At 62.9% G+C, this 14,091-nt stretch carries 9 protein-coding genes; 6 read left to right on the top strand and 3 right to left on the bottom strand.

Features of this window, described 5'->3' with window-relative positions:
• Positions 1-8: 8 nt before the first annotated feature.
• Positions 9-1,769 carry an ABC transporter ATP-binding protein gene (locus CR103_RS12685; RefSeq protein WP_099916349.1) on the bottom strand — a complete coding sequence of 587 codons (1,761 nt, stop codon included), beginning with the start codon at positions 1,767-1,769 and terminating at the stop codon, positions 9-11.
• A gap of 96 nt (positions 1,770-1,865) precedes the next feature.
• Positions 1,866-2,507, bottom strand: coding sequence for a phasin family protein (locus CR103_RS12680; protein ID WP_099916348.1), 642 nt, complete (start codon positions 2,505-2,507; stop codon positions 1,866-1,868).
• Positions 2,508-2,715: 208 nt separating this feature from the next.
• Here CR103_RS12680 and CR103_RS12675 point away from each other — a divergent pair, with 208 nt between their 5' ends.
• Positions 2,716-3,990: an amidohydrolase family protein gene (locus CR103_RS12675; protein WP_099916347.1), complete on the top strand. Its 1,275-nt coding sequence runs from the start codon at positions 2,716-2,718 to the stop codon at positions 3,988-3,990.
• 55 nt (positions 3,991-4,045) lie between these two features.
• Positions 4,046-4,555 (top strand): GNAT family N-acetyltransferase, encoded by a 510-nt coding sequence (locus tag CR103_RS12670; protein WP_099916346.1) that lies wholly within the window; start codon positions 4,046-4,048, stop codon positions 4,553-4,555.
• 161 nt (positions 4,556-4,716) lie between these two features.
• Here the strand turns inward: CR103_RS12670 and CR103_RS12665 are convergent, their stop codons facing one another.
• The gene (locus tag CR103_RS12665) at positions 4,717-6,609 is read right to left on the bottom strand and encodes a glycoside hydrolase family 13 protein (protein WP_099916345.1); all 1,893 of its coding nucleotides are present in this window, start codon (positions 6,607-6,609) and stop codon (positions 4,717-4,719) included.
• A gap of 406 nt (positions 6,610-7,015) precedes the next feature.
• Here CR103_RS12665 and CR103_RS12660 point away from each other — a divergent pair, with 406 nt between their 5' ends.
• From CR103_RS12660 to CR103_RS12645, 4 genes are all read left to right on the top strand, one after another.
• Positions 7,016-9,748: a TonB-dependent receptor gene (locus CR103_RS12660; protein ID WP_180279372.1), complete on the top strand. Its 2,733-nt coding sequence runs from the start codon at positions 7,016-7,018 to the stop codon at positions 9,746-9,748.
• A 137-nt stretch (positions 9,749-9,885) separates the two neighbouring features.
• Positions 9,886-11,394: a tryptophan halogenase family protein gene (locus CR103_RS12655; protein WP_099916343.1), complete on the top strand. Its 1,509-nt coding sequence runs from the start codon at positions 9,886-9,888 to the stop codon at positions 11,392-11,394.
• A gap of 3 nt (positions 11,395-11,397) precedes the next feature.
• Positions 11,398-12,105 (top strand): DUF6445 family protein, encoded by a 708-nt coding sequence (locus CR103_RS12650; protein WP_099916342.1) that lies wholly within the window; start codon positions 11,398-11,400, stop codon positions 12,103-12,105.
• 129 nt (positions 12,106-12,234) lie between these two features.
• Positions 12,235-14,091 carry a DEAD/DEAH box helicase gene (locus CR103_RS12645; protein WP_099916341.1) on the top strand — a complete coding sequence of 619 codons (1,857 nt, stop codon included), beginning with the start codon at positions 12,235-12,237 and terminating at the stop codon, positions 14,089-14,091.

Raw genomic sequence — 14,091 nt, 5'->3', positions numbered from 1 at the left:
TCGAAGCGTCAGAGTGCATCAAGGCTCGCTTCCAGTTGTTGATAGCGCCACTGGCTGGCATACCAGCCATCAACGGCGAGCAGGGCGTCGTGGTCGCCCGATTCGGTGATGTGGCCATCGCGCAGCACGACGATCAGGTCGGCGCCAGCCACCGCCGATAGCCGGTGGCTGGCGATGATGGCGCTGCGCCCGGGCCGCTCGCGCCGCAGCTCTTCCAGATGTTCGAGGATGCGCGTCTCGGTGCCGGTGTCGACCGCCGACAGCGCATCGTCGAGCAGCAGCAGCGCGCTGTCGGCCAGCAGTGAACGGGCAATCGCCACCCGCTGGCGCTGGCCACCCGACAGCGTGATGCCTTTTTCGCCGACGTGGGAGTCGTAACCCTGCGGGAAGCGCAGGATGTCTTCGTGGATTGCTGCCATGTGGGCCGCATGCTCGACTTCGGCGCGCGTGGCGCCGGGCCGGGCCAGCGCGATGTTTTCGGCGATCGTCGCCGAAAACAGGAACGACTCCTGCGGCACCCAGCTGATCGCCGAGCGCAGCGTGGCGAGCGTGTAGTCGGAAAGCAGCTGGCCCGACCAGGCGACTGTGCCGCGTTGCGGCGTGGCCTGGCGCAGCAGCACGCGCAGCAAGGTCGACTTGCCGGCGCCGGTCGGCCCCACCAGTCCAAGCGTCTGCCCCGCTTGCAGCGACAGCGACACGTTCGACAGCGCCGGGCGCGCCGTCGCGTCCTGGCCGGCGTAACTGAAACTGACGCCGTCCAGCAGCAGCGGTCCCGGCGCCAGCGTGGCCAAAGTGCCGTGGTCGTCGACCGACAGTGGCGCCTCCAGCAGCGGCTGCACTCGCGCGAACGCGGCGCGCCCGTGTTCGATCAGCGACAGCACCCAGCCGGCAGCGAACATCGGCCAGATCAGCTGGCCCAAGTACATCGTAAAGCTGGTGAGCTCGCCGATCGTCAGTTCGCCGTTCCATACCAGGTAGCCGCCCAGGCCGAGCGTGAGTGTGCCGGCCAGGCTCAACGTCAGGCCGACGGCCGGCTCGTAGGCCGCTTCCCACCGCTGCGCCACCAGGCTGGCGTTGGCAGCGCGCGCCGCCAGTTCGCCGAACTGGCGCGCGCTGTGTTGCTCGAGGCCGAGCGCGCGCAAGGTGCGCACGCCCGACAGCGACTCCTGCACATGGTCGTTCAGGGCGGCGAATCGTTCGAGCGAATCGGTCGACGCGGTGTGGATATGCGACGAAATACGCCAGAACGCCAGCGCCATCAGCGGAAACGGCAGCAGGGCAATGGCGGCCAGGCGCCAGTCGACGCCCAGCGTCATGATTGCCACCACCATGATCAGGGTAAGGCTGCCGTCGAAGCCGGCCAGCATCGCTTCGCCGGCCGCCATTTCGATCGCGTCGATGTCGTTGGTAGCCAGCGCCATCAGGTCGCCGGTGCGCTGCTTCTGGTAAAACGCCGGCCCTTGCTTTGATAAGCGCGCGTAGAAGCGAGTGCGCAGCTCAACCCCGAGCTGATAGGCGGCGGCGAACAGGCGCAGTCGCCAGGCCACCCGCAGCACGTAGATAATCACGCCGAGACCGAGCAGCTGCGCCAGCTCGATCCACAGCGCGTGTTCTCCTAAACGATGCGCGGCGAGGCCGTCGATCATGACGCCGATCTTGCGTGGCACCCACACCGTGCAAAGCGCGACGCCAGCGAGCATCAGTGCCGAAGCGGCGTACGATTGCCAATGACGGCGCATGAAGCCGCCGATCAGGCTTGATAAATTCATGAGAGCCTATTTTTGCCTGGAGCGCCCGCAAACGATTAACGGGCCGAAGCCCGCTAATTTACTACCTTTGGAAAACCGGCGCTCCACGCCGTGGCTTTACTTTTTGCGCGCCGCTTTCGCGCCTGGCGCTTGCGCCTTGGCGGTTGCGATGGACGGCGTGGCGGCAGGCGGCTTGGCGTCGACCGGTTTCACCGGCGCCACCGCGATCGGCTGGGCCGAGGAAGGCACCGGGAACGACGCGGCGCTCGGCATCAAGGCTTGAGCATTGCCGACAGCTTTGGTGACCGGCTTCGGTTGCGCAATCGGCGTGGCCTCGACCACGTGGTTTGTCTCGACGACCAGCGTGGATTCGACGACGGCCGCGGCCACCGGCATTTTTTCGGCAAGCGCTTGGGGCGCCGGCGCCGCGAGGACAGCAGCGGGGGCAGCAGCAAAGTCAGCGCCCGGCAGGCTGGCAGTAGCGATGCCGAACAGCTGGCGGCTGTATGACAGCATGCTGTTGAACTGCGACTGGGTCTGGCCGGTGAGGACAAACAGGTCGCGCGGATCCTTAACCGAAATCAACTGGCGCACCAGGTTCGACGACTGATCGAGCGAGACGCGCGAGGTGTCGAGATTGAGGGCGACGAGCTTTTCCGCACTTTCAAAGGCTTTGCCGGTGAGGTCGCGGAAAAAGTTTAATTGCGTTTCGAGTTGCAACTTGCGTGCTTGGGAAAACTGTTCGGAAAAGGGACTCATCGGTATTCCTTATCGTTCGGTTATGGGTTATGGTGCGATGCAATATCGTCGTAGTCTATCGGTGAATTGGGGCGATGAACAGCGTTATTTGATGATTTTTCAAGCGCTGATTCTGCAATGCAGCACAGTTTGCCGGGGTGCAATTGGGAGGGATGCCGTTGCGAAGCCGCTACAATCAGGGCGTCCCAAACGGTCAACGGAGCGCATCATGGATCTTGTCATTCGCAATGCCAGCCTGCCTGACGGCCGGCGCCAGGTCGATATCGCGGTCGAAGGCGGGCGGATTGCCGCCGTCGGGCCCGCGCTGCCGGTGCGCGCGGCGCGCGAGATCGATGCCGGCGGCGACCTGGTGACGCCGCCGTTTGTGGACGCCCACTTTCACATGGACGCCACCCTCAGCTACGGCCTGCCGCGGGTGAACCAGTCCGGTACCCTGCTCGAGGGGATCGCGCTGTGGGGCGAGCTGAAACCGACGCTGCTGCAGGAAGCGCTGATTGAGCGCGCCATGCAGTACTGCGACTGGGCGGTGGCGCGCGGCCTGCTGGCAATCCGCACCCACGTCGATGTCTGCGACGACCGCCTGCTGGCGGTCGAAGCGCTGCTCGAAGTGCGGCGCCGCGTCGCGCCCTATCTCGACCTGCAATTGGTCGCCTTCCCGCAAGATGGCGTGCTGCGCAGCGTGACCGCGTTCGCCAACCTGCGCCGCGCGGTCGACATGGGGGTCGACGTCGTCGGCGGCATCCCCCACTTCGAGCGCACCATGGCCGAGGGCGCACAATCGGTCAAGCTGCTGTGCGAATTTGCCGCCGGGCGCGGCCTGCGGGTCGACATGCATTGCGACGAGTCGGACGATCCGATGTCGCGTCACATCGAAACGCTGGCGTTCGAAACCGGGCGCCTCGGCATGCAGGGCAGGGTGGCCGGCTCGCACCTGACGTCGATGCACTCGATGGACAATTATTATGTCAGCAAGCTGCTGCCACTGATCCGTGAAGCCGGCGTGGCGGCGATCGCCAACCCCTTGATTAACATCACGCTGCAAGGGCGCCACGACACCTATCCGAAACGGCGCGGCATGACGCGCGTGCCGGAACTGATGGCAGCCGGCGTCGACGTCGCGTTCGGCCACGATTGCGTGATGGATCCCTGGTACAGCCTCGGCTCGGGCGACATGCTCGAAGTGGCGCACATGGGGCTGCACGTAGCGCAGATGACCGGACAGGAGGCGATGCACCAGTGCTTTCTGGCGGTAACGCAAACGCCGGCGCGCATCCTCGGACTCGAAGGCTATGGACTGGAACCGGGCTGCAATGCCGACCTGGTGCTGCTCGATGCCGGCAGCACGGTCGAAGCGATCCGGCTGCGGGCATCGCGCAGGCTGGTGGTGCGGCGCGGCGAAGTGGTCAGCGAAGCGCCGCCGGCGGCGGCTGCCTTGAACCTGCCGGGCCGTCCGGCCACGGTCGATTTTCGCCTCAGGCGCTGACGCCGACACGGCGGCGGCAGTATCCCGGCCATTGACCATTGGGGAGGCGAACCGAATGACGCACGTGTTGGAGACCGAACGGCTGCGCCTGCGCACGCTGGCGCTCATTGATGCGGCCTTTTACCTGGAGCTCGTCAATGTGCCGGCGTTCATCGAATACATCGGCGAGCGCGGCATCCGCACGCTGCCGGCGGCGCGCCAGGCTATCGTCGACGGTCCCATGGCGATGCAGAGGGCGCTCGGCCATTCGCTCTGCCTGGTCGAACTCAAACACGACGGCACGCCGATCGGCATATGCGGCCTGATCAAGCGCGACACCCTGCCGCACGTCGATATCGGCTATGCCTTCATGCCGCACTATGGCGGCCAGGGTTACGCCACGGAAGCCGCGGCCGGCGTGCTGGCGCATGCGGCCGCGCTCGGCATCCGGCGCGTGCTGGCGATCACGTCCCCCGGCAACGCCGGCTCGAAGGCGGTGCTGCGCAAAATCGGCATGCGCTTCAAAAAAATCGTCTATCTGGCGCCGGGCGACCCTGAGACGCTGCTGTATTCGTACGACTGTTAGACCTTTGTGCCGCCGCGCGGTAAAAGAGCAGCTCCGCGCCCGTCACGCAGTCCTGTTCGACCATCCAGGCGTCGACCCCGGGTACCTGTCCGGCAAGCGCCGTGGGCAGTGCATGCGAACAGGCGATCACGATCGCAATCGCTGTCAAGGTTGGCCGGATGTCAGAATTCGAGGATGACGGCCGAGCGTGCCGGCAGCGTCAGCGTGGTCGACAGCTCGAACGTTTTGCCGGTGAGGACGTCGACACCCGATGTTGCGCCGTTGAGCATTTCTTGGAACCGCTTTGTACCCAGGCTAACCGGCTTCGGGTTCTTGTTAAAGGCGACCATGATCCGCTTCGTGTCGCGCTTGCTATCGCTGTAGCGGAAGTAGACGTACGTGTCCTGCTCGGGGCCGAACTGCATCGTCTTCCCGTGATGGATCACTGCTTGGGTTTTGCGCCAGTTGACCAGTTTTTTGACAAAGGCCTGGGCCTCGCGCTGCCGGGGCGTGAGGCCGGCGCCGGTGAATCCGTCGACCTTGTCGCCGGCCCAGCCGCCCGGAAAATCGCGGCGGTAGCTGGCGTCGTCGCGGCCCTTGGCGGTGCTGGTCATCAGGACCTCGGTGCCGTAATAGAACTGCGGGATGCGCGGCATCGTCATGGTATAGGCAAGCACCATCTTATACAGGGCGAGGTCTTCGCCGACCACGCTGAACAGGCGCGCTATGTCGTGGTTGCCCTCGAACAGAACCAGCTTGCCTGGATCGGGATAGAGGTAATCGAGCGACAGCGTTTCGTACACCTCGTTGAAGCCCGCCTCCTGGTCCGTCAGCGCGGTGCGCATCGCGTACATCATGGGAAAATCCATCAGGCTCGGGAGTGAATTGACGAAGCCATCGGCGTTTTGTTTGCCGCGCTGCCAGTGCGATACCACCGCCGGCGACTTGTGCCATTCTTCGCCCACCATGTTCAGCTTCGGGTATTCGTCCATGATGCGGCGCGTGTATTCGGTCAAAAAGGCGCCGTCTGAATAGCCGTAGGTGTCGATGCGCAGGCCCGACAGGCTGGCGTATTCGATCCACCAGATGTTGTTCTGGATCAGATAGTTGGCCACCAGCGGGTTGGTCTGGTTCAGGTCGGGCATGTGCGGGCCAAACCAGCCGCGCGTGAAATTCTGGCGGTCCGCCTCGGCGCCGTACGGGTCCTGCACCGACACCCGATGGTGTTCGGTGCCGACGAATTTGCCGTTGTAGTTGGTCCAGTCCGGCGTCGGCATGTCCTTCATCCACCAGTGCGCAAGGCCGATGTGCGACAGCACCACGTCCTGGATGATGCCGATGCCCCGCTTGCGCGCCTGGGTCGACAGGCGCCGGAATTCGTCGTTGCTGCCGTAGCGTGCATCGATCTTGTAGTGATCCGTCGCCGCATAGCCGTGGTACGAGTACGACGGCATGTCGTTTTCGACCAGCGGCGTCGGCCACAGCTGGGTAAATCCCATCGCCGCGATGTAGTCGAGGCGGTCGATCATCCCCGCGATGTCGCCGCCGTGACGTCCGCCTCCAAGCTGGCGGTCGGCCTTTTCTCGCATCGGCGCGATGCTGTCGTTGGCCGGCGCGCCATTGGCAAAGCGGTCCGGCATGACCTGGTAGATGACGTCGCTGCTGTTAAAGCCGGCGCGCTGCGCCGAGGCTTTTTCGCGCGCCATCAATTCGTAAGGATGGCGCACGCCCGAATTGGCATCGGCATCGGCATCGGCACTGGCAGCGGCGCCGGCTTTGCGCAAGACGATGTCGAATCTGCCGGGTGCGGCCCGGTCGTCGATGGCGAGGTCGACGAACAGGTAGTTGCGGTTCGCCACCCGGGTAACGCTGTCGATGCGCACGCCCGGATAGTCGATCGCCGGATCGAGGTCGGCAATGCGCTCGCCATGCACCATCAGCTGCAGTTTCTGGTGCTTCATGCCGGTCCACCAGGAGGGCGGTTCGAGGTGGTCGATGCGGTAGTCCCTGGCATGGACTGTTGCGACAGGGAGGACGGCGATAGCGGCCAACACTGCGGCGAAGATTTTTTTCATGTGGCGAATCAATTTATTTTAAACACAAAAATGCGGGTTGAAGTAGCTGACGTGAATTCTCGGCGGTCGCTACAAGCCCGTCCACTGAGTGAAAATCATTCACTACATCAATATGATGTGTTTTGCCATAAAATGGTGAAGAACTCGGTAAATGTAGTCCGACTACATGGTGGTGCGCACGTTCTTGTAGCTGAAATACAACGAGTCGCCCCACGGTTCTGAATCAGGACAACAGAAATGCGACATATGCGTAGTTACACGCAACTCCCGTTGACAGTGAATCTAGTTTTAGTACAGAATCTTTAACAAGACGTCTTAGAACGTTTACTTCCGACTCCCGTTTTGTAAGCTTATCCGGCTGTAGTTGCGGGAATAAATGCGATTTTTGATTAAATTAAGGGGACAAATGAAAGTTTTCGCAACTAAGCAGTCTAGGGGCTTCGCCCGGGCGCGCCTTGCATTCCAGTTGAGCCCGGTCGCCGCAGGTTGCGCCGTGTTTGTTTCGGCGTTCGCTGGCCATGCTTTTGCGCAAACCGCCCCGGCCGCACAGGTTGCCGACGTACCGGTGGCGACCGTCGTCGTGAGCGGTATCCGCCGCGGTATCGAAGCGGCCATCTCCGTCAAGAAAAATGCGACCTCGATCGTCGAAGCGATTTCGGCCGAAGACATCGGCAAGTTGCCTGACTCGAGCATTGCCGAGTCGATCGCGCGCCTGCCAGGCCTGACCGCGCAAAGTGTCGGCGGCCGCGCCGTCAACGTCAGCATCCGCGGCATGTCGGGCGATTTCTCCACCTCGCTGCTCAACGGTCGCGAGCAAGTGAGCACCAGCGACAACCGCAGCGTCGAATTCGACCAGTACCCGTCTGAGCTGCTGGGCGGCGTCGTCGTGTACAAGACGCCGGATGCTACATTGATCGGCCAGGGCCTGTCCGGCACGGTCGACCTGCAGACCGTGCGTCCGCTGGCGTTCGGCCAACGCGTACTCGTCGTCAATGCACGCGCGGAGCGCGATGGCCATGGCACCGAGTTCAAGGGGGCCGGCAAGCGCTTCAGCGCGTCCTACATCGACCAGTTCGCCGACCGCACGATCGGTATCGCCCTCGGCGCGACCCGCTTCAGCTCGGACCTGACGACGGCCACTGCGGAAAACTACGACGTCTATACCGGCTCGACCATGATCAACGGCCAGGACGTCAAGGTCGTCAATGGCTTCAAGCTGTTTAACAAGACTAGCAAGAAGACCCGCGATGGCCTGATGGGCGTGCTCGAATACCGTCCAAGCAAAGAATTCCACTCGCAGCTCGACCTGTTTTATTCCAAGTTTGACGATGAAGTGGTCAGCCGTGGCCTGGAGTTGCAAGTCAACGACAGCTGGAAATCGGGCAATGGCGATCCCTTCGTCGCCTCGCAAGCGCCGGCGCTGGCGCCAGGCGCGGTCGTTGCCAACGGCAGGCTCGTCAGCGGCACCTGGCTCAACGTCAACCCGCTGTCGCGCCACATCTACGACCCTACCAAGACTGAGCTGAGCTCGGTCGGCTGGAACAACGAATTACGCTTTGGCGACCAGTGGACGGCAGTGCTCGACTTGAGCACGTCGAGCGCCACCCGCAAGCAATCGATTTCCGAACTGGAAGCGGGCGTTGTCGGCGCTAACGGCCGCCCCCTGTCGGAAGCGGTTGGCATCGTCAATGGCAACACGATTTCGTCGCTGCAGTACAACCATGGCGACCCTGCGCTGGTCAAACTGACCGATCCCGAGTCGTGGGGCCAGAACGGCTATACCAAGTCGATCTCGGTAAAGGACACTATCAAGGCCGGCCGCATGAGCTTCCAAAAGGGACTTGATGGCATGTTTAGCAAGGTCACGTTCGGCCTGAACTTCTCCGAGCGCGTCAAGGACAGGAACGCCGAGGAAGCCAAGCTGATTTTGAAAACGCCACCGTCGGGCGCGTTGCCGGCGGGCGCCGGTTCGGTGCTGGTCGGTAATTCGAAATTCGGCAGCGTTTCGTTCGATCCGGCCGCCGCGTTTCCGGCGTCGTACAACCTGATCCAGAATATCAACGGCGACATCCTGCTTAAAGGGTGGAACGTTACGGAGAAGGTCTCGACCGCCTTTGTCAAGGGTGACCTCGACACCAAGGTCGCCGGCTTCGACCTGCGCGGCAATATCGGCGTGCAGATGGTCCGTACCGACCAGCAATCGACGGCGCCATCGGTCGACGACACCAGGCAGGACATCGTCTCGCTGCACACCATGGGCAAGTCGTATACCGACTTCCTGCCAAGCGCGAACTTGGTGTTTGACATCGGCAGCGACCAGATGGTGCGCTTTGGCGTAGCCAAGGTGCTGGCGCGCGCCCGGATGGATCAGATGAGTGCGGCGCGCCGTTCGGAAATCGATGCCACCACCCGTACTTGGAAAGGCAGTGGCGGCAACCCGCTGCTCGACCCGTTCCGCGCGAAGGCAATCGACGTATCGTACGAGAAATACTTCGGCACCAAGGCGTACGTCAGCGCGGCAGCGTTCTACAAGAAGCTCGACAGCTACATCTTTGAATTCAACGACAACGCCTACTCGTTCACCGGTTTCCCGAACCTGTCCAACCGCACCACGGCAACGCCGATCGGCAAATTTACCCAGCCACGCAACGGCGCAGGCGGCAGCATTAAGGGCATTGAACTGGCAGCGTCGATGCCGTTCAGCGTCATTGCGCCAATGCTCGACGGTTTCGGCGCGCAGGCCAATATGTCGCACAACGACAGCAAGATCAACCCGTTCGGCGATACCGATGTGCGTCCTTTGCCTGGCCTGTCCAAGCAAGTGAAAAGCCTGACGCTGTACTACGAGAAGTTCGGTTTCTCGGCGCGCGTGGCGGCTCGCCAACGTTCCGACTACCTCGGTGAAGTGCAGGGCTTCGGTGCGGCGCGCGAGTATCAGTTCGTTAAGGGCAACACGGTCGCCGATCTCCAGTTGGGCTATGAGTTTCAGTCCGGCATGGCCAAGGGCGCGACCATCCTGTTGCAAGTGCTCAATGCCAACAAGGCGCTGGAACAGCAGTACCAGGCCTCGACCGGCACGATCACCAAGACGGACGACTACGGCCGTACGATCCTGTTCGGTATGAACTATAAGTTCTAATTTGGTGCATTACAATTAAGCCCCTTGTCGTTGAGAAACGACAAGGGGCTTTTTTTGCTGCACGCCGCCGCACGCCGCCGCTGGCCAGTCGCCAGCGCCCATCACGCTCGCTTTACCTCGAACTGAACTGACCCACCATGTCGCTCCCCCATATTCGCAATATCGTCATCGTCGGCGGCGGCACCGCCGGCTGGATGACTGCAGCCGGCCTCGCCAAAGTGCTTACCGGCAATTGGACCATCCGCCTGGTGGAATCCGAGGAAATCGGCACCGTTGGCGTGGGCGAGGCGACCATCCCGCTGATCAACATCTATAACAAGGCGCTCGGCATCGATGAAGACGAGTTCATGCGCGCCACCAACGGCACTTTCAAGCTGGGCATTGAATTTTGCAATTGGGGCAAGCTGGGCGGATCCTACATGCACGGCTTCGGCAACCTCGGTCCGGATATCGGCATCACCAAATTCCACCAGTACTGGCTCAAGGCGCAGCAAGAGGGCTACGCAATGGACATCGAAAACTATTCGATCTGTTCGCTCGCCGCGCGCCATGCCAAGTTCATGCGCGCCCGCCCCGAGCTGGGCAATTCGCCGCTGAGCGAAATAGCCCATGCCTTCCATTTTGACGCCAACCTGTATGCCGCCTTCCTGCGCAAATACGCCGAGCAGCGCGGCGTCATCCGCATCGAAGGCAAGGTCAGCGGCGCCACCACGCGCCCCGCCGACGGCTTCATCGAGGCGATCGTGATGGACAACGGCGAGCGCATCGAAGGCGACCTGTTCATTGATTGTTCTGGTTTTCGCGGCTTGCTGATCGAGCAGACGCTGCATGCTGGCTACGACGACTGGAGCCACTGGCTGCCATGTGACCGCGCCTGGGCGGTGCCGTGCGAATCGGTGGCGCCGCTGCTGCCGTACACGCGCTCGACCGCGCGCGATGCCGGCTGGCAGTGGCGCATTCCGCTGCAAAGCCGGATCGGCAATGGCCACGTGTACAGCAGCAAATTTACCGACGACGCCAGCGCCGTCGACATCCTGATGAACAACCTGGACGGCCAGGCATTGGCCGAGCCGCGCCAGCTCAAGTTCGTCACCGGCAAGCGCAAAAAATTCTGGGACAAGAATTGCGTGGCGATCGGCCTGTCGAGCGGCTTCATGGAGCCGCTCGAGTCGACCAGCATCCACCTGATCCAGTCCACCATCGCGCGCCTGACGACGTTTTTTCCGGACCAAGGATTCGACCAGTGCAATATTGACGAATTCAACCGCCAGGCAAACTTTGAGGTGGAGAAGATCCGCGATTTCCTTATCCTGCACTACAAGGCGACCAGCCGCACCGACACGGAATTTTGGAACTATTGCCGCAATATGGACATTCCTGACTCCCTGCGCAATAAGATGGCACTGTACGAAAGCAATGGCCGTGTCTTCCGCGAGGCGAGCGAGATGTTTTCGGAGATTAGCTGGTTCGAAGTCATGCACGGGCAGGGCCTCAAGCCGCGCAGCTACCATCCGCTGGTCGACGCGCTGGCCGAGGGCAAGATCCGCACCTTCCTGGAAAATGTCAGCAGCACCACCCTGCGCTGCGTCGAGGCGATGCCGACCCATGCCGATTTCGTGCGCGACAACTGTGCGGCGCGGACGTAGGCAGTGTTCAATCCGCATCCGCACATCACGCAGGTGCCAATCGGCGACGGCAATCGATGCGTGGTGATCGACGACTTCCTCGCCGATCCGCAGGCGCTGCGCGCGCTGGCAATCGCCCATTGCGACGGCTTCGATGCGGCGCCCCTGAATGCCTTCCCCGGCCTCGAAATGCCGATGCCGGATGCATTCTCCGCGCGCCTCAATGAATTTTTCATACAGCATGTGCGGTGCCTGCTGGGCGCGCGCCGCACGCTAGAGGTGCATAGCCGCCTGTCGATAGTCACCTTGCACGGCGCCCAGCTGCAACCGGTGCAGCGCGTGTGCCATCGGGACCGCTTCGCAGTCGTGGCCGGCCAGATGGCGGCTGCCTGCGTGCTGTACCTGTTCGACCAGCCGGCGTTGGGCGGCACCAGTTTCTTCCGGCCGCGCCAGCCGCTGGCGGCCACTAATGCGCTGATGCGCGCCCTCTACGGCATGTCGTCGGCCGAGGCCGATGCCGTGCTGGGCGCCGAAGCGGGTTACCTAGCGGCGTCGAACGGCTGGTTCGAGCTGGTGCACACGGTGCCGGCGGCGTGGAACCGGGCGATCTTCTACGATGGCAGCGTCTTTCATTCGAGTCATATCAGCGACGCCGACAGGCTCGCTGCCGATCCCGCACGCGGCCGATTGACGCTCAACGGCTTCTTCGTCTGCCGCCGCCAGGCCGGATGAAACGCGCGTGACAGGCCAGCAACCGCGTCAACGCTGCAGCCGGAGCAAAGCAGCACTGTACGAAAAAGGAACGGCGGAAGCGGCAACAGAGTAAACTGTCGCTTTAAGCGCCAACAAGTGAGCATTTCCATGTCAGACACCCCCCTTCCGCAGTTTTCCGAACTGAACCTCTCCGCTGCCGTACTCAAGGTCATCAAAGAGGTCGGCTACGAAACACCATCGCCGATCCAGGCCGCCACCATCCCGCTGCTGCTGGCCAATCGCGACGTGCTGGGCCAGGCCCAGACCGGAACCGGCAAGACCGCCGCCTTCGCGCTGCCGATCCTGTCGAACATCGACATCAAGCAGCATTCGCCGCAGGCGCTGGTGCTGGCGCCGACCCGTGAGCTGGCGATCCAGGTCGCCGAGGCGTTTCAGACCTACGCCGCCCACATCAAGGATTTCCACGTACTGCCGATCTACGGCGGCCAGAGCTACGGCCCGCAGCTGTCGGCCTTGCGCCGCGGTGTCCACGTCATCGTCGGCACCCCGGGCCGCGTCATCGACCACCTCGACAAGGGCTCGCTCGACCTGTCCAAGCTCAAGACGCTGGTGCTGGACGAAGCGGACGAAATGCTGCGCATGGGTTTTATCGACGACGTCGAGCAGATCCTGCAAAAGACACCGGCAACGCGCCAGACCGCGCTGTTCTCGGCCACTATGCCGTCGGCCATCAAGCGCATCGCCAAGGCCTACCTGCGCGACCCGGCCGAAGTGACGGTCGCCGCCAAGACCGGCACCGCCGACAATATCCGCCAGCGTTTCTGGATGGTGAGCGGCATGCAGAAGCTCGAGGCGCTGACCCGCATCCTGGAGGCCGAGCCGTTCGACGGCATGATCATTTTCGCCCGCACCAAGCTCGGCACCGAGGAGCTGGCCAGCAAGCTGCAGGCGCGCGGCTTCGCCGCGACCGCCATCAACGGCGACATGCAGCAGACCCAGCGCGAGCGCACCATCGAGCAGCTCAAGAACGGCAAGATCGACATTTTGGTGGCGACCGACGTTGCCGCGCGCGGCCTCGACGTCGAGCGCATCAGCCACGTCATCAACTACGACGTGCCGTCGGACCCGGAAAGCTATACCCACCGCATCGGCCGTACCGGCCGCGCCGGCCGCAGCGGCGAAGCGATCCTGTTCATCACCCCGCGCGAGCAGGGCCTGCTCAAGGCAATCGAGCGCGCCACGCGCCAGCCGGTATCGCCGCTGACGCTGCCGACGGTCAAAACCATCAACGACGTGCGCATCGCCAAGTTCAAGGACCAGATCACCGAGACCCTGGCCGCCGGCGGCATGGACGTGTTCCGTACCCTGATCGAGGAATACGAGCGCGAGCTGAACGTGCCGGCAGTGGAGATCGCCGCCGCCCTGGCCAAGCTGGCACGCGGCGACGTGCCGCTGCTGCTGGAAAAGCCGGACCGCGCTGCCAAGGCCGCGCCGGTCTGGGAAGAGCGTCCGGCCCGTGCGCCGCGTTTTGAAGCCCCGATGCGTTCCGACCGTGGCGACACTCCGGCGCGCCAGGATCGCAGCGATCCTCCGGCGTTCAAGCGCGAGCGCGTATCGCGTCCGGCCGAAGAGGGCATGGGTACTTACCGTATCGAGGTCGGGCATTCGCATGGCGTCAAGCCAGGCAACATAGTCGGCGCGATCGCCAACGAAGCGGGCATCGAGTCAAAATACATCGGCCGCATCGAGATCTATGACGACTACAGCACCCTCGACCTGCCGGCCGACATGCCGCCCGACCTGGTCGATCACCTGAAAACGGTGTGGGTAGCGGGCCAGCAGCTCAACATCACGCGCGACGGCGAGACGCCGGCGGTCAAAAAGGCCGGCGGCTTTGCCGGCGCCGGGGCGAAAAACGCCGGCGATCGCCGCTTCGCCGAGAAGGCGGGCTACGCCAAGGGACCGAAAAAGGAGCATCGCAAGGGGCCGTCGAAACCGGAGTAA

The organism is Massilia psychrophila (genome assembly GCF_002760665.1).
Lineage (GTDB): Bacteria > Pseudomonadota > Gammaproteobacteria > Burkholderiales > Burkholderiaceae_D > JAFCUW01.
The sequence above is the reverse complement of the archived record's forward strand: the minus strand, read 5'-3'. Positions and strand labels throughout refer to the sequence as shown.